Below are 22,560 nucleotides of genomic sequence, written 5' to 3' on the forward strand. Positions count from 1 at the left end.
AACTCCGGTGCAAGGTGGTGCGGTAGCTGGTTTGGTGTTGCTGGCCGTCCTGGTGATCTTTGCGATCATCGTGGTGGCCAAGTCGGTCGCGTTGATACCGCAGGCCGAAGCCGCGGTGATCGAACGGCTGGGTCGGTACAGCCGCACCGTCAGCGGACAGCTGACGTTGTTGGTGCCGTTCATCGATCGCGTCCGGGCGCGCGTGGACCTGCGCGAGCGGGTGGTGTCGTTCCCGCCACAGCCGGTGATCACCGAGGACAACCTGACGCTGAACATCGACACCGTGGTCTACTTCCAGGTCACCGTTCCGCAGGCCGCGGTGTACGAGATCAGCAACTACATCGTCGGGGTCGAACAGCTCACCACGACCACGCTGCGCAACGTCGTCGGTGGCATGACGCTGGAGCAAACGCTGACCTCGCGCGACCAGATCAACGGCCAGTTGCGCGGTGTGCTCGACGAGGCGACCGGCCGCTGGGGCTTGCGGGTGGCCCGGGTCGAGCTGCGCAGTATCGACCCACCGCCGTCGATCCAGGCCTCGATGGAGAAGCAGATGAAGGCCGACCGGGAGAAGCGGGCGATGATCCTGACGGCCGAAGGTATGCGGGAGTCGTCGATCAAGGAAGCCGAGGGCGCCAAGCAGGCCCAGATCCTGGCGGCCGAGGGCGCCAAGCAGGCCGCGATCCTGGCGGCCGAGGCGGATCGGCAGTCCCGGATGCTGCGCGCCCAGGGTGAGCGCGCCGCGGCGTACCTGCAGGCGCAGGGCCAGGCCAAGGCCATCGAGAAGACGTTCGCCGCGATCAAGGCCGGCAGGCCGACCCCGGAGATGCTGGCCTACCAGTACCTGCAGACGCTGCCGAAAATGGCGCAGGGCAGCGCCAACAAGGTGTGGGTGGTGCCCAGCGACTTCAGCGCGGCGTTGCAGGGGTTCACCAAACTGCTGGGCACGCCGGGTCAGGACGGGGTGTTCAGGTTCGAGCCGTCGCCGGTCGACGACACACCCAAGCATTCGGCCGACGACGACGCCGATGTCGCCGACTGGTTCTCGACCGAAACCGATCCGGCGATCGCGCAGGCGGTGGCCAAGGCCGAGGCGATAGCCCGCCAGCCTATCGACGGCCAGCCCGGGACGCCACCGCCGGAGTTGACTCAATAGGATTGCCGGACGGGCGCTTTGGCGTCGCCCAAGACCTACTCCAGTCGCAACTCGACGATCGGCAGCGGTGTGTCGGTGTCGCTGATCCGCTCGCCCAGCGTGTCTTCGAGCACGGGCCGGAATCGCTCCCACGAACGCGGATGTCGGCCGCGGTAGGCGGCCAGCGTTCGGTCGGCCTCGGCTTGGTCGAGGACGTGCGCGGTGGCGCGCCTCGGGGCATGGCTGCCGACGTACACCCGGACCCGCGGGTTGGCCGCAATGTTGCGGAACCACTGTGCTTTTCGGCCGAATCCGGAGGCGACGACGTAGACGTCGGGACAGGGGTGGTCGACCACCTCCAAGACGGCGTAGCGCGGCGCGCCGGACTTGCGGCCGATGTGTTCGAGCATCAGGATGCGGGAGCCGAACAGCGCGCCCGCGCGGGCCCGATAGATCCAGACCGGCGCGCGCATGAGCCGCCGCGATCGCAGCAGCCGGCCGCCGGTGCGGGCGAACAGGGATCGGGAGGGCGGTTCGGGCATCTCTCCATCCTTCCAGCCCGGGCCGACGGCGTAGGCGCCGCGAGTTTCGGGTATGGACACCCACGATGAACCGGAAAGAGGGTCAGCGCCCGACCTGGACGCGCGACGACATCCGCGTGGCCGATAGGCGCGCGACGCATCGGTCGATCCAGGGCACGGCGATCGGCAACTTCATGGAGGCGTACGACTTCACCCTCTTCAGCCTGGTTGCCACCCTGCTCGCCGAGACGTTCTATCCCGGGGAAAATTCCGGCGCGGGCAACTTGATCGCCACCTTCGGCACGATGACGGCGGGATTCGTCGTGCGGCCCCTCGGCGGGTTCATCTTCGGCCCGCTCGGCGACCGCATCGGGCGCAAGCCGGTCTTGGTGATGACGATCTCGCTGATGGCCGTGTGCGGGGCCGCCACCGGTGTACTGCCCGGTTACCACACGATCGGGATCTGGGCGCCCATCCTGCTCACCGTCATTCGCATCGGTCAGGGGCTGTCGTCGGGCGGGGAGTACGCCGGCGCCATGACCTTCATCGCCGAACACGCGCCGGATCACAAACGGGGGATGCTGGCCGGATTCCTGCCGGTCGGCACGCTTGCCGGCTTTGTCGTCGGCGCCACGCTCGTCACCGGGCTACAGACCGTGCTGCCGAGCGCGGACATGCTGGCCTGGGGCTGGCGCGTACCGTTTCTCCTGGCAGCGCCGCTCGGCCTGGTCGCGGTGTACCTGCGCTCGCGGATCGACGAGTCGCCCGGATACGAGAAGGTGCACAAGGTCGCATTGCCCATCTCGGTTCGCACCCAATTCGTGCTGACGGTCGTGCGGCAGTGGAAAGGGCTGCTTATCTGCCTTGGGGTGGAGTTCGCGGTGACCGACACCAGCTACATGGTCAGCGGGTACGTGCCGACCTACCTGAAGAAGACCGCCGGCGTGGGGGACACCGCCGCCCTGGTGATGGTCCTGGTGGTGCTGGCCGTCCTGACGATCGGGGTGCTGCTCGTCGCGATGCTGTCCGACCGAATCGGCGTCAAACCGCTGATGTGGACGGGATGTGGCCTCCTCATCGCGGTTTCGTTACCGGCCTTTACGCTGATGCGGTTCGGCGGGGATTACCCGGCGAAGTTCGCCGGCGTCGCGCTCGTCGGGCTGCCCATGTTGTTCCTGAGCAGCCTCGAGCCGGCGATCCTGCCCGCGTTGTTTCCCACCCATGTGCGCTACGGCGCGGTGTCGATCGGATTCAACATCGCGGTGTCCGCCTTCGGCGGCACCACCCCGCTGATCGCCGAGACGCTGGTCGCGGGGACCGGCAACCCGATGATGCCGGCGTACATGCTCATGTTCGCCGGTCTCGTCGGCGCCGTCACCCTGATCTTCACACCGGAAGTGGCCGGCAAGCCGTTGCTGGGCTCCGGGCCGTCGGTGGACCCGGACGAGTTTCGCGACCTCGTCGGATCTCCGCGTCCGGAATAGCGGCGCTATGCGTGCGGGAGCGGCGGCACGGGCGGCGCGGGGACGACCGCCGGCGCGGTGGTCGACACCGAGGGTGCCGGGTACACGCAACCGGGTCCGTTCGAAGACAGCGGCGGCGGATACGGCGGCGGAGGCAGCTGCACCCGGACCGTCCAGACCAGGCCGGTCACCGCGAAGACGGCGATCGCACCGATCACCAATCCGACCAGACCGGCGGCGATTACCGCCGCGGAGGAAAACCGCCGTGGCGGGGCGTTATTCGTGTTCTCGGAGGTCATCTGGCTCCTCGCATCGTTGGTTGGCCGATCGTCAGCGTGCCGCGGGCGGTGGGGTGGTCACCGCGGTGAGGTTCCATGCGTCGAGCCACGGCTGCACGAGCTCGGCGATGGAAAATTTTGCCGGGGCAGAGCACCCGGCGTCGGGTTTGGCGGGATTGAAACCGCGGATGTCGATGCCGACCGCGGTGGCGGTGCCGTCGCTTTGCATGAGATAGACGGGACCGCCGGAATCGCCGCATTGGCCGGGCGCCGCAAACGTGACCTTGCTGTCGGTGACATCCAGGACCTGCCCGCAGATGGCTTCGCTGGTGCTCATGCCGAACTTGCACACCTGCTGGCCGAATTGCAGTTCGCGCGCGACGCCGGAAACCGGCAGCGAGCCGGCGATGGCCGACGCCTGCGGCACGATGTCGCCGTCGAGCACGATCAGCCCGATGTCGTGTTGTTCGCTGCGAACTCCCTCGCTGACCGTCCGCGCGAACACGCCAAACGTCGTGTAGGGCAGGATGCCCGCGAGGTTCAACGCCACCTTGCTTGGTTGGCCGGGCCTGTTGCAGTGACCGGCGGTGAGCACGCCGGTCTGGCCCGCTCCGGTGCGCACCAAAAACCCTGCGGTGCAGCCCATTCCGCCCGAACCGTCGGCGTACTCGACGTAGATGCCCACACCCGGACCGATCGCACTGGCGGCGGGCAAAGCGATAGGCGATAGGGCGGGCGACGGGGGCGCTTGTGCCGGGTCGCCGGTCCCGGGCAGTAGGCACACGGCCGCAACCAGTGCGGCGGTGCTGAACAGGACCGCCAGCGTCAGCAGCGTGGTGTGCATTCTCGGACGCCGCGGCTTGATCCGATTGAGGACGGGCAGGGCTGCGACCGTCACGGCACCACGGCCCCCGGGCTCGCGAGCTCGCGCGCGCAAACCCTCACCATCCAGTAGATCTTTCAGGCAACGGGCGGCGCGTTCAATAGTGCCGGTGAGTCAGCTGACGACGGCCGGCTCGGCGGCGGGCTCGCCGTGCGGCGCGCGCCGCACAGCGCGGCGGTGGTGTTGGCGAAAGTGGCGTATCTCGACGACCAGCCCGGTCAGCCCCAAAGCACCCGTGCATACCGAAACCAGGTACAGCAGCGAACTGGGGTGACCGGCGAGCGCGTCGCCGAGGGTCACCACGGCGGTGGTACCGGGCAGCAGGCCGCCGAGTGTGGCCAGCGTGTAAGGCAGCGCCCGTACGGCGGATGCGCCCGCGGCGTAGTTGATCGCCGAAAACGGCACGGCCGGAATCAAACGCAGCGACAGGACGGCCAGCCAGCCCCGCTGCCGTAGGCGCTCGTCCACCGTGTCGATCGAACGGTGGCGCACCAGGCGGTTCAGCCGCCAGCCGGCCGCGCGCACCAGATACAGCGCGATCACCGCGCTGCAGGTGCTGGCCGCGACCGCGATCAGCACCCCCAGCACTGGGCCGAACAGCAGCCCCGCGGCCAGGGTGAAGGCCGTCCGGGGGACCGGCACGACGGTGGCCACGATGTGCGCGAGCAGGAACGCCAACGGGAACCACGGGCCCACCGATTCCGCCCAATCACGCATCTGCACCGGCGAAGGCAGCGGAAGCCAGGTGGCCGCCGCGACTAAGACTGTGATACCGACCACTGTCGCCACCACCCGCGGCCGGGACAGCTGGCGGGCGGTGGCGCCGATCGCGCAGCCGAGATCTCGCAGCGTATCGGTGATTTTGCCGGTGGCGGGGGCCGTCACGCGTCCTAAGGTTACGGGCCCGAGGTGAATAACTCGTTTCCCGTGGCTGGCGTTTCGCCCCCAACGGCCCGCGCCGCACCGTTTCTTCGCGGCGGGGGCAATCAATTAGCCTCATTAGTAAGTGGCGTTTCTTCAGGCAAACCGAAGCAATGTTGCCAATTGCTGCGAAAACAGGAGCAGTCGGTGTCCATTGATGTACCCGAGCTCGCGGAGCTGGAACAGGTTCGCGGGCGCTGGCGCGGCGCGGTTGCCGGCGTGCTGTCCAAGAGCACCCGCCGTGACCCCACCGAGTTGGGCGACCAACCCGAGCACCTGCTGGATGCCGCGACCTATGACGGGTTTGCCATTCGGCCCCTCTACACCGCGTTCGACGAGTTGCCCGAGCCGCCGCTGCCGGGCGAGTGGCCCTACGTGCGTGGCGCGGATGCTTTGCGTGACGTCACGTCCGGCTGGAAGGTCGCCGAGGTCTTTCCCGCCGCCGTCGGTGATGCGAACGCGGCGGTGCTCGCCGCGCTCACCGATGGCGCCAGCGCGCTGCTGATCCGGGTCGGGGAGTCGGGTGTGGCGGCGAACCAGCTCGAGGGCCTGCTCGCCGGCGTGTACCTGAACCTAGCCCCGGTGATCCTCGATGCGGGGGCCGACTTCTCGGCGGCCAGCGACGTTCTGCTGGCCATGATCGCCGCCCTGAAACCCGAGAACCGGGTGACCCTGTCGATCGACCTGGGCGGCGACCCGCTGACCGCGACGCTGAGTGATCGTCCCGCGCCCGCGACCGCCGACGTCGTCGCCGTCGCCTCGCGAGCGGCCCGCGAGCCGGGAGTGCGCGCGATCACCGTCGACGGGCCGGCGTTCCACAATCTCGGCGCCAACGCGACGTGGGAGCTTGCCGGCAGCGTCGCGGCCGGCGTGGCCTACCTTCGGGTGCTCACCGAATCCGGCATGCCGGTCGAGGAGGCGTTGGGGCAGATCAGCTTCCGACTGGCCGCCGACGACGACCAGTTCATGACGCTCGCCAAAATGCGGGCCTTCCGTCAGCTGTGGGCGCGGGTCGCCGAGGTCGTCGGCAGTCCCGACGGCGGCGCGACCGTGGTGCACGCGGAGACGTCGCTGCCGATGATGACGCAGCGCGACCCGTGGGTGAACATGCTGCGCTGCACGCTGGCCGCCTTCGGGGCGGGGGTCGGCGGCGCCGACACGGTGCTGGTCTTCCCGTTCGACGTGTCGGTCCCGGGTGGCTTTCCCGGTACGGCGGCGAGCTTTTCGCGCCGGATCGCCCGCAACACGCAGCTGCTGCTCCTGGAGGAGTCACACGTCGGGCGGGTGCTGGACCCTGCCGGCGGTTCGTGGTTCGTCGAAGACCTCACCGAGCAGTTGGCCCGGCAGGCCTGGGAGCACTTCCAGGCCATCGAGGCGCGCGGGGGATTCGGCCCAGACATGAAGGCCCGCGGGTACGTCGCCGACCAGATCGCCGACATCGCCGCACGACGGGCCGACGACATCGCGCACCGTCGCACAGCGATCACCGGGGTCAATGAATTCCCCAACCTCGCGGAACCGCCTCTGAAACAAGGTGAGCCGCAAGGCGATTCGCCGGGCCCGCTGCGCGCCGCCGGCAACGTCCACCGTTATGCCGCCGCGTTCGAGGCGCTGCGCGACCGATCGGACAGCTATCTCACCCGCACCGGTGCGCGGCCGCGGGCCTTGTTGCTACCGCTGGGCCCCCTGGCCGAGCACAACATCCGGGCCACGTTCGCGGCGAACCTGTTGGCATCGGGTGGTATCGAGGCGCTCAACCCGGGAACGGTCGACGCCGCCGGTGTCGCCGCCGCGGTTGCCGACGCGGGGTCGCCCAGTGTGGCGGTGCTCTGCGGCACCGACAAGCGTTACGGCGAAGAGGCGGCCGCCGTTGTCGAGGCGGCCCGGAGCGCCGGCGTGTCACGTGTTTACCTGGCGGGACCCTCAAAAGCGGTGGGGGACGTCAACGACGCCGGGCATCGGCCCGATGAGTTCCTGACCGCGAAAATCGATGCGGTCGAAGCCCTTTCGAATCTGCTGACCCGATTGGGAGCCTAGCCGCAATGACCACGAGCACCGCTGCGATCGGCAGCTTCTCCGACATCCCGCTGCATGGCGACCGTGATGTGCGGCCGCCCACCGAAGCCGCGGTGGAATCGCACGTCGCCGCGACCGCGTCGGCGCAGGGCTGCACACCCGACCAGCTGGACTGGCATACGCCGGAAGGCATTGAGGTCAAACCGGTCTACATCGCCGCCGACCGCGCAGCGGCAGTGGCCGAGGGCTACCCCCTGAACAGTTTCCCGGGTGAGCCTCCGTTTGTGCGGGGTCCCTATCCGACGATGTATGTCAACCAGCCCTGGACGATCCGCCAGTACGCGGGATTTTCCACCGCCGCGGATTCCAACGCGTTCTACCGTCGCAACCTCGCCGCCGGCCAGAAGGGCCTATCGGTGGCCTTCGACCTGGCCACCCACCGCGGCTACGACTCCGACCATCCCCGCGTCCAGGGTGACGTCGGAATGGCCGGGGTGGCAATCGATTCCATTCTCGACATGCGACAGCTGTTCGACGGCATCGACCTGTCGACGGTGTCGGTGTCGATGACGATGAACGGTGCGGTGCTGCCGATCCTGGCGCTGTACGTGGTGGCCGCCGAGGAGCAGGGGGTGCCGCCGGAGAAACTGGCCGGCACGATCCAGAACGACATCCTCAAAGAGTTCATGGTGCGCAACACCTACATTTATCCGCCGAAGCCGTCGATGCGCATCATCTCCGACATCTTCGCCTACACCAGCGCCAAGATGCCGAAGTTCAACTCGATCTCGATCTCCGGCTATCACATCCAAGAAGCCGGAGCCACAGCGGATTTGGAGCTGGCCTACACCCTGGCCGACGGCGTGGACTACATCAAGGCGGGCCTGGACGCCGGGCTCGACATCGACAAGTTCGCCCCCCGGCTGTCCTTCTTCTGGGGCATCGGGATGAACTTCTTCATGGAGGTCGCCAAGCTGCGGGCCGGCCGGCTGCTGTGGAGCGAGCTGGTCGCCGGATTCGGCGCGAAAGACCCGAAATCGCTGTCGCTGCGCACACATTCGCAGACCTCGGGCTGGTCGCTGACCGCGCAGGACGCCTTCAACAACGTCGCCCGCACCTGCATCGAGGCGATGGCCGCGACCCAGGGCCACACCCAGTCGCTACACACCAACGCCCTCGACGAGGCCCTGGCGCTGCCCACCGACTTCTCGGCCCGCATCGCCCGCAACACCCAGCTGGTATTGCAGCAGGAGTCGGGCACCACGCGGCCGATCGACCCGTGGGGCGGCTCGTATTACGTGGAGTGGCTGACCCATCAACTCGCGCAGCGGGCCCGCGCGCACATCGCCGAAGTGGGCGAGCACGGCGGCATGGCCCAGGCGATCAGCGACGGCATCCCCAAGCTGCGCATCGAGGAGGCCGCCGCGCGCACCCAGGCCCGCATCGACTCGGGCATCCAGCCGGTGGTCGGGGTCAACAAGTACCAGGTCGACGAGGACCAGGACATCGAGGTCCTCAAGGTCGAAAACAGCCGGGTTCGGGCCGAGCAGCTGGCCAAACTGCGAGAGCTGCGCGCGAGCCGGGATCAGTCCGCGGTCGACGCGGCCCTTGCCGAGCTGTCCCGCGCCGCCGCGGCCCATGGTCGCGCCGGTGACGACGGCCTGGGCAATAATCTGCTGGCACTGGCCATCGACGCGGCCCGGGCCAAGGCCACCGTGGGCGAGATCTCCGACGCGCTCGAGCGGGTCTACGGGCGCCACCAGGCGGAGATCCGTACGATCGCCGGGGTCTACCGCGACGAGGCCGGAGGAGGTGACAACATCACCCCGCTTTCCAAGGCGACCGAGCTCGTCGAGAAGTTCGCCGAGGCCGACGGTCGCCGGCCCCGAATCCTGGTGGCCAAGATGGGCCAGGACGGCCACGACCGCGGCCAGAAGGTGATCGCGACGGCGTTCGCCGACATCGGATTCGACGTGGACGTCGGATCGCTGTTCTCCACCCCCGAGGAGGTGGCCCGCCAGGCCGCCGACAACGACGTGCATGTGATCGGGGTGTCCTCGCTGGCCGCCGGGCATTCGACGTTGGTGCCGGCGCTGCGCGACGCGCTGGCCGAGGTGGGCCGGCCCGACATCATGATCGTGGTCGGTGGCGTCATTCCGCCGGGCGACTTCGACGAGCTGTACGCCGCCGGAGCCGCCGCCATCTTCCCCCCGGGGACGGTGATCTCCGAGGCGGCGATCGGCTTGCTGAACAAGCTCGCCGAGCGGTTGGGGTACACGCTCACCTAGATGGCACCCGACCCGGACAACAACGCCGACGACACCGTCGACGGGTTGGCGGCCGCCGTCCGCAGCGGCGATCGCGCCGCGCTGCCTCGGGCCATCACGCTGCTGGAATCCACCCGTCCAGATCACCGCGACCAGGCGCAGCAGCTGTTGCTGACGTTGCTGCCGGACTCCGGAAACGCCCACCGGGTCGGGATCACCGGGGTTCCGGGCGTGGGCAAGTCCACCACCATCGAGTCGCTGGGTATGCATCTGATCGAGCACGGACACCGGGTGGCGGTGCTGGCCGTGGACCCCTCGTCCACCCGCACCGGCGGATCGATCCTCGGCGACAAGACGCGGATGGCGCGCCTGGCTCAGCACGCCGACGCCTACATCCGGCCCTCGCCGACGTCGGGCACGCTGGGCGGCGTGGCAAAGGCCACCCGGGAAACCGTTGTGCTGCTGGAAGCCGCGGGATTCGACGTGATCCTGATCGAAACGGTCGGAGTCGGGCAGTCCGAGGTGGCCGTGGCGAACATGGTCGACACATTCGTCCTGCTGACGTTGGCGCGCACCGGCGATCAGCTGCAGGGCATCAAGAAGGGCGTACTCGAGCTGGCCGACATCGTGGTGGTGAACAAGGCCGACGGCGAGCACTTGGCCGACGCGCGGCTCGCCGCCCGGGAGCTCGCCGCGGCCATACGACTGATCTATCCGCGTGAAACGCTTTGGCGGCCACCGGTTCTCACCATGAGCGCGATGCAGGGCACCGGTCTGACGGAAATGTGGGACACCGTCGAGCGCCATCGCCAGGTGCTCGCTGACGCCGGCGAGTTCGAAGCCCGTCGCCGAGACCAACAGGTCGACTGGACCTGGCAGATGGTCCGCGACACGGTGCTCGACAGGGTGCTGTCCAATCCCGCGGTGCGCAAGATCCGCGCCGACGTCGAGCGCCAGGTCAAGGCGGGGGAGTTGACGCCGGCCATGGCTGCGCAGCGCATACTTGACGTTGCGTCCGGCTAACGGAAAGGCAACTAAGTCGCTGTTTGCCGTACGTAAAGTATGAAATCCAAGTAAATTTGACAGTGTGACAGTGGAGTCCCGGGTCGATCTCCGTGCGGTCCCTTCCCACGATTCCCACGGCGCGGGGCATCGTGTGTCCGGCACGGCGGACCCAAATTTTTCTTGCGCCGTACGCGGCTTCGCGAGCACCTTCCCGGGACGCCGATTCGGCGGCGGGGCGCTGGCGGTCTATCTGGACGGCCAGCCCGTCGTCGACGTGTGGACAGGCTGGTCGGACCGGCGCGGCCAGCAGCCGTGGCAGGCCGATACCGCACCGATGGTCTTTTCCGCGACCAAGGGCATGGCGTCCACCGTCATCCACCGGCTCGCCGATCGCGGCCTGATCGATTACGACGCTCCGGTCGCCGAGTACTGGCCGGAGTTCGGCGCCAACGGCAAGTCGTTCCTGACGGTGCGCGACGTGATGGGGCACCGGGCCGGGTTGTCCGGGTTGCGCGGCGCGACCCGAGAAGACTTGCTGGATCACCTCGTGATGGAGGAGCGTCTGGCGGCGGCGGCCCCCGGACGCTTTCTTGGCAAACCGGCATACCACGCGCTGACCTACGGCTGGCTGATGTCGGGGCTCGCGCGAGCGGTGACCGGCAAGGGCATGCGCGCGCTGATCCGCGAGGAGCTCGCCCAGCCGCTGGACACCGACGGCCTGCACCTGGGCCGGCCGCCCGCCGACGCGCCGACACGGGTCGCCGAGATCATCACGCCGCAGAACATGCCCGGCATTCCGGCCGTCAACTATGCGGTGGTCAAGCTCGGCACCCGGCTATCCGGGGGATTCCGCTCGATGTACTTCGACGGCCTCACGGCCGCGGTGAAAGGCGAGATTCCGCTGCTGGACGCCGAGATGCCGGCCGCCAACGGGGTGGCCACGGCCCGCGGCCTGGCGCGGATGTACGGCGCGATCGCCAACGGCGGCGAGATCGACGGCACCCGATTCCTCTCCCGCGAGTTGGTAGCCGGGCTGACCGGCCGCCGAAGCCTGCGGCGCGACCGAAACATTATGGTGCCGTTGTCATTTCACCTCGGCTACCACAGCGTGCCGTTCGGGAACGTGATGCCCGGCTTCGGCCACGTCGGGATGGGCGGTTCGCTGGGTTGGGCCGACCCGCAGAGCGGGGTGGCGTTCTCCTTCGTGCACAACCGGCTGCTGTCGCCCTTCCTGGTGCTGGACCACACCGGATTGGCCACGCTCGGGAATCTGATCCGGCGCGGCGTCGCGCTGGCGCGCAGAAACGGCTTCCGGCCGGTGACCGAATTCGGTTCCCCGTTCGGCGAGCCGGAGCCCGTCGCCGGCTGACGCCGCGGGACTGACTGACTAGAGGGACGGCCGGCGGAACGGCGTCGTGTCGGCGTCGTCCCCGTGGAACTTCGGCCCAGGCCCAAGCAGTGCCCGCACCACCGGGCGCGGCGGGCGAGACCGAAGCATCTGGCTGGCCGGGCGCGGGCGCACCCGCTGCGGCCACCAGAACCACCGCCCGAGCAGCGCGGCGATGGACGGCGTCATGAACGACCGCACCACCAGGGTGTCGAACATCAAGCCCAGGCCGATGGTCGTACCGACCTGCCCGATGATGCGCAGATCGCTGACCGCCATCGAGGCCATGGTGAAGGCGAAAACCAGGCCGGCGTTTGTCACGACCTTGCCGGTGCCGCCCATCGCGCGGACGATGCCCGTGTTGATGCCGCCGAGTATTTCCTCTTTCATGCGGGATACCAGCAGCAGGTTGTAGTCAGACCCGACCGCGAGCAGGACGATCACCGACATCGGAAGCACCATCCAGTGCAATTTGAAGCCCAGAACGTACTGCCAGATCAGGACCGAAAGCCCGAAAGATGCGCCCAGCGAAACCGCGACCGTGCCCACGATCACCAATGCGGCGATGAAACTTCGGGTGATGATGAGCATGATGATGAATATCAGGCAGAGCGCACCGATCCCGGCGATATAGAGGTCGTACTTGGCACCGTCATGGAAGTCCTTGAAGGTTGACGCGGTGCCGGCGATGTAGATCTTGGAGTCCTCGAGGGGAGTGGTCTTGAGCGCCTCCTGGGCGGCCGTTCTGATCTGATCGATGCGCGCGATGCCCTCCGGCGTCGCCGGATCGCCCTTGTGCGAAATGATGAATCGCGCCGCTTTCCCGTCCGGAGACAGGAAGGACGTCATCGCGCGCTGGAAGTCCGCGTTCTGGAAGACCTCCGGAGGCAGATAGAAGGTGTCGTCGTTCTTCGACGCGTCGAACGCCTGGCCCATCGCGGTGGCATTTTCGCCCGTTTCGTCTATCCCGTTGAGGGTGCCGGCCATGGTGCTGTGCATCTTCAGGATCATCGCCCGCGCATCCTCCGCCATCGCGATGAGCGGGGGGAATTGCTCCAGCAGCTGGGGCAGTAGCGCGTCCAGCTGGTCAAGGTCTTTTACAACATCATCCATTTTGTCGCTGACCTCGTCGATACCGTCGAGCGTGTCGAATATCGACCGCAGCGACCAGCAAATGGGGATGTCGTAGCAGTGCTTTTCCCAGTAGAAGTAGCTTCGGAGCGGTCTAAAGAAATCCTCGAAATCCGCCGCATGGTCCCGCAACTCGTGCACGATTCCGGTCGTCTCTTTTGTCACGACGATCGAGTGGTGCGTGATGTCGGTGAGTTGCGACTGCAACTCGTACAAGCGCTTCATCGTTGCGATTTGTTGCGTCATCAGGTCGGCCTGCTTGAGCATGTCATCGGTGCGCAGCTGCATGTAATGCATGTTTTGCAGCTGACTCGCATTCTGCATGCTGAGCAGGAACGGTATCGAGGTGTGTTCGATCGGCGTTCCTTCGGGCCGCGTTATCGCCTGCACCCGAGAAATGCCCGGAACGTGGAAAATCGCCTTGGCGAGCCTGTGCAACACGAGGAAGTCCGCCGGATTGCGCATGTCGTGATTCGATTCGACCATCAGAATTTCGGGCATCATCCGGGACTGCGAAAAATGCCGATCCGCGGCCGCATACCCGATATTCGCCGGAATGTCCTTGGGTATGTAGAGCCGGTCGTTGTAACTCGTCTTGTAGCCAGGCAGGGTCACCAGGCCGACCAGCGCGACCGCTAGGGTCGCGATGAGAATCGGCCCCGGCCAGCGGACGATCGCCGTCCCGACGCGGCGCCATCGACCGAACCCGATCCTGCGCTTGGGGTCGAACAGCCCGAACCCGCTGCCGACGGTCAGAACCGCCGGGACCAGGGTGAGCGCGACGGCGACCGCCACGACCATGCCCACCGCGCACGGCACGCCGATGGTCTGGAAGATGGGCATCCGGGTGAAGCTCAGGCACAGGACCGCCCCGGCGATCGTCAAACCGGAGGCCAGCACGACGGGAGCCACCCCGCGGTAGGTCGTGTAGTAGGCCATTTCCGGATCCTCGCCGGCCTGGCGTGCCTCGTGATATCGGCCGAAGAAGAAGATGCCGTAGTCGGTTCCGACGGCGATCCCGAGGGACACCAGCAGGTTGATGGCAAACGTCGAGAGCGAAAGAAAATCGTAATGGCCCAGAAACGCGACGATTCCGCGCGCCGCCCCCAGCTCGACACCGACCATTACCAGCAACAGGACCACCGTGATGACCGAGCGGTAGACGAGGAACAGCATCGCAAAAATCATCGCGATGGTTATCGCCGTGATTTTCAGAATGGATTTATTGCCGCTGTGCTGCATGTCCGTGACGAGCGCTCCTGGGCCCGTCACATATACGCCCACACCGGGCGGCGGGGCAGTGCGCCCGACGATATTGCGGACCGCCGCGACGGATTCCTGTCCGAGGGTCGTGCCCTGATTGCCGGCCAGATTCAGCTGCGCGTATGCGGCCTTGGCGTCGGCGCTCTGCGCGCCCGCAGCTGTGAGTCGATCCCCCCACAAGTCCTGCACGTGCTCGACATGCTTTGTGTCGCTGCGTAAGTCGCGAATCAGTTTGGCGTAGTAGGCGTGTGCGTCCTCACCGAGTGGCTTCTGCCCCTCCAGCACGACCATCGCGAAGCTGTCCGAATCGGATTCCTTGAAGTCCTTGCCCATGCGCTTCATCGCCAGCACCGACGGCGCATCCTGCGGGCTCAGCGGGACCGAGTGCTCCTCTCCGACGTGCTCCAACGACGGAATCGCCAGCGTCACAAGGAGAACCAGGCCAACCCAGGCCAGGATGATGGGTATCGAAAACCGGCGGATCATCCGCGCTAAGAACGGAGCCTGGTGGCGTTCGGTGTTCATGCGTTCAACCGGGCAGTCCGCCACTTACCGCGGCTGTCTCAGCAGGGCGCGCACCAGCGGGCGCGACCCTTCCGGACGGAGCAGTGCGCTGGCGGGGCGGGGCCGTACTCGTTGAGGCCACCAGAACCAGCGCCCCAGCAGCGCGGCGGTGGACGGCGTCATGAACGCGCGCACGATCAGCGTGTCGAATAGCAGGCCCAGGCCGATCGTCGTACCGATCTGACCGATGATGACCAGGTCGCTGACAATCATCGACGCCATAGTGAATGCGAACACCAGGCCGGCGTTCGTCACGACCTTTCCGGTGCCCCCCATGGCTCGAATGATGCCGGTCTTTATGCCGGCGCCCAATTCCTCTTGCATACGGGCCACCAGCAGCAGGTTGTAGTCAGACCCCACCGCCAAAAGGACCAGCACCGCCATGATCAGCACGAGCCAATGGATCTGTATGCCGATCAAGTACTGCCAGACCAGCACCGACAGCCCGAAGGATGCGCCCAGCGACAGCAACACCGTGCCCACGATGATCAGCGCGGCGATGAAGCTTCGCGTCATGATCAGCATGATGATGAAAATCAGGCATACCGCTGCGACACCCGCGATCATGAGGTCGTACTTGGAGCCGAGCACGATGTCTTTCGTCATCGCGGCGGAGCCGGTCAGATATATCTTGGCGTCTTCCAGGGGAGTGCCCTTGAGCGCCTCCTCAGCCGCAGTCTTTATCGCCTCGACCCGTTCGACGCCCTCGGGTGACGCGGGGTCGGACCGTTGCGTAATGAGCATGCGGGCGGCCTTCCCGTCTGGCGACAGGAATATCTTCATGACCCGTTTGAAGTCTTCGTTCTTGAAAGTTTCGGGCGCAATGTAGAAGGAATCGTCGTTCTTGGAGGTGTCGAAAGCCTTCCCCATGGCCGTCGAGTTATTGTTCGCCTCGTCCATCGCGGTGAACATCCCGGACATGGTGCTGTGCATGGTCAACATCATGGTCCGCATGCTCTGCATGGTTTCGATCATCGGCGGGAACTGCGTGAGGATTTGGGGCATGATCACGTCTATCTGATCAAGATCCGCGACCAGATCCTTAAGCTTGTCGCTAAGCTCGTCGACACCGTCAATGGTGTCAAACACCGATCGCAGAGAAAAGCAGATCGGAATGTCATAGCAGTGCTTTTCCCAGTAGAAATAACTGCGGATCGGCCTCCAGAAGTCTTCGAAATCCGAAACGTGGTCGCGCAACTCGTCGGTGATTGCCTGTATGTCGTGCGTTTCACCGACCATATGATGGGTGGTCGCGACCAACTGTTGCATAAGACCGTACATGTGCTGCATGATGCCGATCATTTTCGTCAACTCGTCGGCCTGCACGAGCAAGTCATTCATGCGTTCTTTTTGGTATGGCAAAAGTTGTTGTTGCGCGGCGCCTTGCATGCTGATCATGAACGGTATCGACGTGTGCGCGATCGGGGTGCCCTCGGGCCGGGTCAGGCTCTGCACCCTGGAGATGCCGGGAACCGCGAGCACACCCTTGGCTAACTTGTTCAATACCAACGCATCTGCCGAGTTTCGCAGGTCGTGGTCGGCCTCGATCATGAGGATCTCGGGCGACATCATTCGCGACTGAGGAAAATGTCGCTGCGCCGCCTGAAGTCCCAGCGCCGCCGGGATATCCTGCGGCATATAGTTCATGTCGTTATAGCTGGGCTTGTACCCCGGCAACGTCAACAGGCCGATGAGTGCGACCGCCAGTGTCGCGATCAGGATGGGCGCGGGCCACCGGACGATCGCCGTGCCTATTCGCCGCCATCGGTGTTCCGAGATCCTTCGCTTGGGGTCGAACAAACCGAACCGGCCACCGACGTGAATTACCGCGGGAACAAGCGTGAGTGCGACCGCGACCGCGACAAGTACACCCAGCGCACAGGGAACGGCCAGAGCCTGGAAGGCTGGCAGCCGGGTGAACTTGAGGCAGAACATCGCCCCGGCGATGGTCAGACCCGAGGCTAGGACGATCTTGGCGACGCCGCGGTAGGTGGTGTAGTAAGCCGACACACGGTCCTCGCCGGCCTGGCGTGCCTCGTGATATCGACCGAAGAAAAAGATGCCGTAGTCGGTACCCGCCGCGATTCCGAGGGATACCAGCAGGTTGACGGCGAAGGTAGTGAGACCAATCAGCCCCTGGTCACCGAGGAACGCCACAATTCCTCGCGCCACCTGCAGTTCTATCCCGACCATCACCAACAGCAGAACGACGGTGATGATCGAGCGGTAGACGAGGAGCAGAGTGGTGAAGATGACGGCCAGGCTCACCACCGTGATGAGGATGACCGTTCGGTTACCACTGCTGCCCATGTCCGCGACGATCGCGGCGGGTCCGGTGACATAGGCCTTGACTCCCGGCGGCGTCGGCGTCCGTGCCACGACGTCCTTGACGACTTGGAGCGAATCGTTCGCCAAGGTGGAGCCGGGAGTGCCGCTGAGGTCCAGTTGCACATATGTGGCCTTGCCGTCGGCGCTTTGGGCGGCGCCGGCGGTTAGGGGATCGCCCCAGAAATTCTGGATGTGCTGGATGTGTTTCGGATCGCTTTGCAGCTGACGAATTAGGCGGTCGTAGTAGGCATGAACATCGTCGCCGAGGGGTTGCTGGCCCTCCAGCACAATCATTGCCACACTGTTCGAATTGGTTTCCTTGAAGTCCTCACCCACGCGGATCATCGCCTTGAATGACGGTGCATCGGTGGGATTCAGCGATACTGAATGCTCTTTCTCGACCTTCTCCAATGAGGGGACCGCGACGCTGAGGACTACGGCGATTCCCACCCAAATGAGAATGACAGGCACTGAAAATCGGTGGATCATCCGCGCTGCGCGGGACTGCGCGGACCGCTCGTTGCGCGTGTCTTGGTCGATCATGCGGCCTTCAGCAGGCAGAAGGTGAACGCGCTTGTTTCGTTTGTGATCTTCTCGGCCTTCATCACATTGTCGACAAAGATGCGGCAGCCGATGCTGTCACTATCGCCCTGCGCCATGACATTTCCGACGGCCGTTGCCGAGCTGATCGGGAACTCCAGCGACCACGGCAAGGGCGCGGCCTTGATGTGCTGGGGTTCACCGTTGACATCGAAATAGCTGATGTCAGCCAGAGTCCCAGGCGCTCCGAAGACCTCGTACCTGACGTGCTTGGGGTTGAAGGGCTTGGCGTTGTCGACCCGGGTGTCGGAATAAGAGAGTCGTTTTTCATTCCCGAAGATGCCGTGTAACCGCGAGACGGTGAAGCCTCCGGCAAGAACCACCGCGAGGATGACCAGCGGAACCCACAGACGCCTCATGACACTGAAAATCGAAAACCCCCGATCGCGACGACTCCCTTGAGATGCACCTAGCGCTGGAGGCCGGTGCGCGCCTCCCCAGTTAGCGGATGAGCGGCCGAATGGGTCGCTAGCGTCCGGGGGCCCGGGGTCAGCGAGATCGGACCGCGCTGGCGCAATGCCCTGCACACCGCGTTCCACCGCATCAACCTCCCACCAGTTTTCATGCTCGGCGCTCTAATCCGCCGAGCATGCAACTCAAGACCGACCGCGACACCTCGTTGACCGTACATCGAATGTGGTTGTCGTCGCAGGCTAACCGTGCGGCGGTCACCTCAAACGTGCAGCAACTCGGGAAGCGCAACCCGATCCTGACGAGTAAACCATGCGGGCAGGCCCCCATCTCGGCTCGTTCTCAACGCGATATTGGATCGTAATGCACACCATATTCGCGACGGCACTCGACCGACCCTGCACGTCGCCCGCAAATCACGTCATGTGTATCGGTGGCGTTGACCTGGTTGCTCGCAGGTAACAGCAACCGACGTCGGCGGCATGTTGAGGTCATGACAGGAACTTTGTCCGAAACCGGGGACAGGCCCGGTCGACCACCAGGTATGGTTTTCCAAGCGTGTATCGATGTCGGCTAGAGGGGTGGAGAACCACGCGATGAGCGTCAATCCGTTCGACGACGAGAGTGGCACTTTCTTCGTCTTGGTCAACGACGAGGAGCAACACAGCCTGTGGCCGGCGTTCGCCGATGTTCCAGCCGGCTGGCGAGTGGTCTATGGCGAGGCCGATCGCAGTGCGTGTCTGGACTACATCGAGCAGAACTGGCCGGATATCCGGCCCAAGAGCCTGCGCGACAGGCTGGCGGCGAGCGGGCCTGACGAGTAAGGGCCGCAGGAGGATTCGCCGTCGCACGAGAACTTGGCGAGCCAAAGGTGCCCGGCGTATCTGGGTGGTGTTGGGTTGAGGATCGGCTACGGTTGTTCGGCGTCGATGGCTTTCTTGGCTTCCTGCGCCTGCGCCACCTGCTGGGCGGTGTAGCCGATGAACAGCGCCACGGCGCCGACGAGGACACTGACTCCGGCCAGCCATAGCAGGCCATACGTGTAGCCCTGATCCAACGCATGCAGCTGGGCGGGGTTCATCAGCTTGACCGGCCCGGTCGTGCCGCCTAGCGCCAGTGTGCGTGACGTGACAGCGGCCTGGATGACGGCCAGCAGCACCGGGCCGCCAAGGACCATCAGCATGAGCGAGATCGCGGACGTGGGCCCGATCCGGTCTGACCCGACGCCGGCGATTACGGACAGGCCCAGCGGGACGTTGGCCAGGCCAATGCCGATGCCGCCCACGATGAGCGGGATCACCAGATTCGGGAAGTACGGGATGCCGCGGTGCAGCGTCGTGCTGTACAGCATCGCCCCCACTAGCAGGACCCCGCCGGCGACCACCAGTACCCGCGGCGGGAACCGCGTCACCAGTTTTGACGACACGCCGACACCCACGCCGACGGCGAGGGCGAAGGGGATAAAGCCGATGCCGGCGCGCAGTGCGCTGTAGCCCATGATGTTCAGCGCATACAGGGTGACCAGCACGCTCACGCTGAACAGCACCCCGCCGGCGAGGAAGATGGTGGCGAAGGTGGCCAGCCGATTGCGGTCGAAGAACAAGTCAAATGGCACGATGGGGTTCGCGGCGCCGCGCTCCACCACGATGAACGCCACGAAAGCACCCAGTGCCAGCACACCCGCACCGATCGTCGGGGCCGACAGCCAGCCCTTCTCCGGGCCCATTGAAAAGGCGACCACGGCGGCGATACAGGTCAGCGTGGCCAGGCCCGCCCCGGTGACGTCGAGCTTCATCCGCTCCAACTGGGTTTCTCGCAGCGCGGTACGAGCCAGATAAATCACCAGCACCCCGATCGCCACGTTCAACACAAACACGAGTCGCCACGCGAAATCGGCGAGTGCGCCGCCCACTACCAGGCTGAGCACTGAGCTGACACTGCCCACCGCGCCCAGCACCGCCATCGCGGTGTTGCGTGTCGGCCCTTTGGGGAACGTGGTCGCAACCAGCGCCATAATGGTCGGCGCGATGGTCGCGCCGGCCACACCCTGCACCAGCCGGGCCGCGATGAGAGTGTCCCCGTTGCGAGCGATGCCGCACACCGCGGAGGTGACCGTGAACAGCGCGACCCCAGCGATGAAGGCCCGCTTGCGTCCGATGGTGTCACCGATGCGACCGCCCACCAGCATCAAGCCGCCAAAGGACAGGACATAGGCGGTGAGCACCCAGCTTCGCTCAGCATCGGACAGGTTGAGCTCATTCTGGATCTTCGGAAGCGCCGCAATCATGATGGTGCCGTTCATCATCGACATCAGCTGCATGCCGCCCAGGGCGACGATTGCGGCGATAAACCGGCGCGACGGCATGGTCTCCGACTCGCTGCTCGCACGGCCTTGCGTGGTCGATTCGATGGGCATGGGGTCGCTCATTCCACCCGTTCTGTCATCTCGCGGATTCTCAGCGCTGCACTGTTGGAGCCGTCATAGCGGACGCTACAGCACTCACGAATCGTTAACCGTAGAACGACCAGATAGGCAGCTCCTCCATCAGGTGAGCCCCAGTCTTAAACGCCTACATGCGCGTTCGCGATCAGCGCGTTCCAGTCCGACGCGCGGAGACGACTCGTTAGTCGATGTCGGCGGTCAGGTCGAACTCCGCCAGTGCGCGGGCAACGAGCTCACGCACAGCTGGCTTGGTGTTATCGCCGCCCGGTTGATAGGCCTCGATGGTGATGCCAACCTTGTCGCCGATGCGCCAGGACTGCACGGTCAATTGGCCGCCCGCGCGGTCAAGCCACTGCCGCGTCACGCCTTGTGCAATCACACGGATGAGGTGCAGCGGATAGAGGTGAGCGCAGAGGGTTGCGTACTCGCCCTCGGTGCGGGCGAGGACAAACACTACGACGCCCAAGTCGCGCAGGTTGGAACAAAACACAGGGAGGTCCGGGTCATTGAGCGCCGCGTCGGCGAGCCGTTTCAATGCTCGCTTCGGCGTGAACGGGGCCAGCCAAGCGAGCTGCCGCTCGTCCTCGTCCGGCGCGTCTCGCAGGGTCGCCAGCGCCTGCTTGATGCCGGCGCGAGCGTCACGCAGGTCGGTCGTTACCGGTGTCGGGTCGACGCTAACGCGCGCATACGACACGGCGAGCGCGCGCGTATCGCTCTCGGTGCGTTCGCTCATAGGTAGTAATAAGGTGACCGCGCCGTCAGTGGCACGTTGGCGCCCAAGCAGCTGTCCGAGTTTCGCGGCAAACCCGGCGAGCAGCGTCTCGCTGGTTCCGCCAAGAGCTTTCGCGCGGGCGTCCCATTCATCCACGTCGATGTGGGCCGTGATGACCGGGACGACGACAGTCTCGTCGTCGATGCCTCCGGGGAGGGCGACCGGTCGCGGCGCTGGTGACTCCGCAGCCTTGCGCCGCTGGCGCCGGGCCAGTCTCGTCGCCGAGGCAAGTGCTCGCGCAGCCTCGGGCATGTCGCGCGCTATCTGGCGGATGTCCTGCGCCATCGCGCGCGGTCGGGTGCGTGAGCGTGGGGGCGGGTAGCCAAGATCGCGCGATCGCTCCAGGACCGCTTCGGCGATCGTAAGCGCGAGCCCGAAGCCGTCGATCAGGTAGTGCGAGGTCACCAGGCTGACGGCGGTGGACCCGTCCGTGAGTGGAAGGACACCGATATGCCAGCCGGGTCCCCGTTCCAAATCGATCGGCAGCTGTGAGCGTTCGTCGGCCCAATCGCTGAGTTCCTCGCGCGGGAGCGCGCCCGGGGCGATGTCGATGTCCGCGGGTCCCCGATCTGAGACCCACCGATGACGGGCGAAGAGCGGGGAACGCTCGATATGCCGGCCCAACAGCCCGTCGGCGAGAACGCGGTTGAAGTGCCTGACCCCATCGAGGTCGATCGCGTGCTCATAAACCCACACGACCTGTACGACCACCTGCCGGCCAATAGCGCGATGTTGCGCAAACAAGGCGTGGTCCATGATCGCGAGCCGATTGTCCAGTCGCGCACCGCCTTTGGATGTGCGCCCCCCGGAGGATGCTCGTCCACGGCGCCGTATCCGTGTCGGCACTACTGAGCCTTTGCCGACACGGTGGGCGACACTGCGCCGTAAGGAAGGGCTCTGGTGGGGCCGAACCAATTCATCAGCTGAGAATAGCCGACGGTTGTGATCGCATCGACGACACCACTTTGCTGTGTGGAGCAGCCGACGAATGGTAGCTACTAACACATAGCTGAGGGCATTGACCAAGCACCGGCATCGATTTCAGCGCCAAAGCGTCCGTCGGGTCCTTACATGTCCCGATAAGGCCGGAGGGGCCAACAAAATGCTGTATAGGAGGTATCGACACGAACGCGATACTGCCCGGAAACGGCCCTGACGCGAAACTTGCGACA

General features: G+C 65.6%; 16 protein-coding genes. 7 read left to right on the forward strand and 9 right to left on the reverse strand.

All coding sequences use genetic code 11. The features are described 5' to 3' along the window. Positions 1-7 precede the first annotated feature (7 nt). Positions 8-1,156: an SPFH domain-containing protein gene (locus tag ACQI5H_RS00635; RefSeq protein ID WP_427077507.1), complete on the forward strand. Its 1,149-nt coding sequence runs from the start codon at positions 8-10 to the stop codon at positions 1,154-1,156. Positions 1,157-1,191: 35 nt separating this feature from the next. On the opposite strand, the gene ACQI5H_RS00640 is transcribed toward ACQI5H_RS00635, so the two are convergent. After that, on the reverse strand, positions 1,192-1,608 hold the full coding sequence (locus tag ACQI5H_RS00640) for a nitroreductase family deazaflavin-dependent oxidoreductase (protein WP_427077651.1): 417 nt from the start codon (positions 1,606-1,608) through the stop codon (positions 1,192-1,194). A gap of 134 nt (positions 1,609-1,742) precedes the next feature. Between ACQI5H_RS00640 and ACQI5H_RS00645 the strand changes: the two genes are divergently transcribed. Next, complete coding sequence (locus tag ACQI5H_RS00645; protein WP_427077508.1) at positions 1,743-3,140, forward strand: MFS transporter; 1,398 nt, start codon at positions 1,743-1,745, stop codon at positions 3,138-3,140. Between the two features lie 5 nt (positions 3,141-3,145). On the opposite strand, the gene ACQI5H_RS00650 is transcribed toward ACQI5H_RS00645, so the two are convergent. From ACQI5H_RS00650 to ACQI5H_RS00660, 3 genes are all read right to left on the reverse strand, one after another. Further along, on the reverse strand, positions 3,146-3,418 hold the full coding sequence (locus ACQI5H_RS00650; RefSeq protein WP_427077509.1) for a hypothetical protein: 273 nt from the start codon (positions 3,416-3,418) through the stop codon (positions 3,146-3,148). 31 nt (positions 3,419-3,449) lie between these two features. Continuing rightward, a complete protein-coding gene (locus ACQI5H_RS00655) occupies positions 3,450-4,241 on the reverse strand; it encodes an endopeptidase (RefSeq protein ID WP_427077652.1) in 792 nt (263 codons plus the stop codon). Positions 4,242-4,394: 153 nt separating this feature from the next. Next, positions 4,395-5,165, reverse strand: a complete 771-nt coding sequence (locus tag ACQI5H_RS00660) for a TVP38/TMEM64 family protein (protein ID WP_427077510.1) — start codon at positions 5,163-5,165, stop codon at positions 4,395-4,397. A 183-nt stretch (positions 5,166-5,348) separates the two neighbouring features. Between ACQI5H_RS00660 and mutA the strand changes: the two genes are divergently transcribed. The 4 genes from mutA to ACQI5H_RS00680 all read left to right on the forward strand — a co-directional run bounded on the left by mutA (position 5,349) and on the right by ACQI5H_RS00680 (position 11,858). Continuing rightward, positions 5,349-7,238 carry a methylmalonyl-CoA mutase small subunit gene (mutA, locus tag ACQI5H_RS00665; RefSeq protein WP_427077511.1) on the forward strand — a complete coding sequence of 630 codons (1,890 nt, stop codon included), beginning with the start codon at positions 5,349-5,351 and terminating at the stop codon, positions 7,236-7,238. A gap of 5 nt (positions 7,239-7,243) precedes the next feature. Further along, positions 7,244-9,505, forward strand: a complete 2,262-nt coding sequence (scpA, locus tag ACQI5H_RS00670; RefSeq protein ID WP_427077512.1) for a methylmalonyl-CoA mutase — start codon at positions 7,244-7,246, stop codon at positions 9,503-9,505. Then, the gene (meaB, locus tag ACQI5H_RS00675; RefSeq protein WP_427077513.1) at positions 9,506-10,507 is read left to right on the forward strand and encodes a methylmalonyl Co-A mutase-associated GTPase MeaB; all 1,002 of its coding nucleotides are present in this window, start codon (positions 9,506-9,508) and stop codon (positions 10,505-10,507) included. It begins immediately after the preceding gene. 64 nt (positions 10,508-10,571) lie between these two features. Beyond that, positions 10,572-11,858 carry a serine hydrolase domain-containing protein gene (locus tag ACQI5H_RS00680; RefSeq protein WP_427077514.1) on the forward strand — a complete coding sequence of 429 codons (1,287 nt, stop codon included), beginning with the start codon at positions 10,572-10,574 and terminating at the stop codon, positions 11,856-11,858. A gap of 18 nt (positions 11,859-11,876) precedes the next feature. Here the strand turns inward: ACQI5H_RS00680 and ACQI5H_RS00685 are convergent, their stop codons facing one another. The 3 genes from ACQI5H_RS00685 to ACQI5H_RS00695 are packed head-to-tail and all read right to left on the reverse strand — an operon-like array spanning position 11,877 to position 18,121. Continuing rightward, positions 11,877-14,795, reverse strand: a complete 2,919-nt coding sequence (locus ACQI5H_RS00685; protein ID WP_427077515.1) for an RND family transporter — start codon at positions 14,793-14,795, stop codon at positions 11,877-11,879. 24 nt (positions 14,796-14,819) lie between these two features. Beyond that, the gene (locus ACQI5H_RS00690) at positions 14,820-17,705 is read right to left on the reverse strand and encodes an RND family transporter (RefSeq protein ID WP_427077516.1); all 2,886 of its coding nucleotides are present in this window, start codon (positions 17,703-17,705) and stop codon (positions 14,820-14,822) included. Further along, a complete protein-coding gene (locus ACQI5H_RS00695) occupies positions 17,702-18,121 on the reverse strand; it encodes an MmpS family protein (protein ID WP_076247308.1) in 420 nt (139 codons plus the stop codon). Before ACQI5H_RS00695 ends, ACQI5H_RS00690 begins: the two co-directional genes overlap by 4 nt. Positions 18,122-18,769: 648 nt before the next feature. Between ACQI5H_RS00695 and ACQI5H_RS00700 the strand changes: the two genes are divergently transcribed. Next, positions 18,770-18,997, forward strand: a complete 228-nt coding sequence (locus tag ACQI5H_RS00700; RefSeq protein ID WP_427077517.1) for an MbtH family protein — start codon at positions 18,770-18,772, stop codon at positions 18,995-18,997. Between the two features lie 86 nt (positions 18,998-19,083). Here ACQI5H_RS00700 and ACQI5H_RS00705 read toward each other — a convergent pair whose 3' ends face one another. After that, complete coding sequence (locus ACQI5H_RS00705) at positions 19,084-20,589, reverse strand: MFS transporter (RefSeq protein ID WP_427077518.1); 1,506 nt, start codon at positions 20,587-20,589, stop codon at positions 19,084-19,086. Between the two features lie 208 nt (positions 20,590-20,797). Next, entirely contained in the window at positions 20,798-22,234 is a 1,437-nt protein-coding gene (locus tag ACQI5H_RS00710; protein WP_427077653.1) for a hypothetical protein, read from the reverse strand. Between the last annotated feature and the right edge of the window lie 326 nt (positions 22,235-22,560).

This window comes from Mycobacterium heidelbergense (assembly GCF_050205645.1).
Classification (GTDB): Bacteria; Actinomycetota; Actinomycetes; order Mycobacteriales; family Mycobacteriaceae; genus Mycobacterium; species Mycobacterium heidelbergense_A.

What these genes read in the sequence shown, in the direction of transcription:
- ACQI5H_RS00655 (WP_427077652.1), bottom strand. Translation starts at nt 4,241, where the DNA reads ATGCACACCACGCTGCTGACGCTGGCGGTCCTGTTCAGCACCGCCGCA.
- scpA (WP_427077512.1), top strand. Translation starts at nt 7,244, where the DNA reads ATGACCACGAGCACCGCTGCGATCGGCAGCTTCTCCGACATCCCGCTG.
- ACQI5H_RS00650 (WP_427077509.1), bottom strand. Translation starts at nt 3,418, where the DNA reads ATGACCTCCGAGAACACGAATAACGCCCCGCCACGGCGGTTTTCCTCC.
- ACQI5H_RS00700 (WP_427077517.1), top strand. Translation starts at nt 18,770, where the DNA reads ATGAGCGTCAATCCGTTCGACGACGAGAGTGGCACTTTCTTCGTCTTG.
- ACQI5H_RS00640 (WP_427077651.1), bottom strand. Translation starts at nt 1,608, where the DNA reads ATGCGCGCGCCGGTCTGGATCTATCGGGCCCGCGCGGGCGCGCTGTTC.
- meaB (WP_427077513.1), top strand. Translation starts at nt 9,506, where the DNA reads ATGGCACCCGACCCGGACAACAACGCCGACGACACCGTCGACGGGTTG.
- ACQI5H_RS00685 (WP_427077515.1), bottom strand. Translation starts at nt 14,795, where the DNA reads ATGAACACCGAACGCCACCAGGCTCCGTTCTTAGCGCGGATGATCCGC.
- ACQI5H_RS00705 (WP_427077518.1), bottom strand. Translation starts at nt 20,589, where the DNA reads ATGCCCATCGAATCGACCACGCAAGGCCGTGCGAGCAGCGAGTCGGAG.
- ACQI5H_RS00695 (WP_076247308.1), bottom strand. Translation starts at nt 18,121, where the DNA reads ATGAGGCGTCTGTGGGTTCCGCTGGTCATCCTCGCGGTGGTTCTTGCC.
- ACQI5H_RS00690 (WP_427077516.1), bottom strand. Translation starts at nt 17,705, where the DNA reads ATGATCGACCAAGACACGCGCAACGAGCGGTCCGCGCAGTCCCGCGCA.
- ACQI5H_RS00645 (WP_427077508.1), top strand. Translation starts at nt 1,743, where the DNA reads ATGAACCGGAAAGAGGGTCAGCGCCCGACCTGGACGCGCGACGACATC.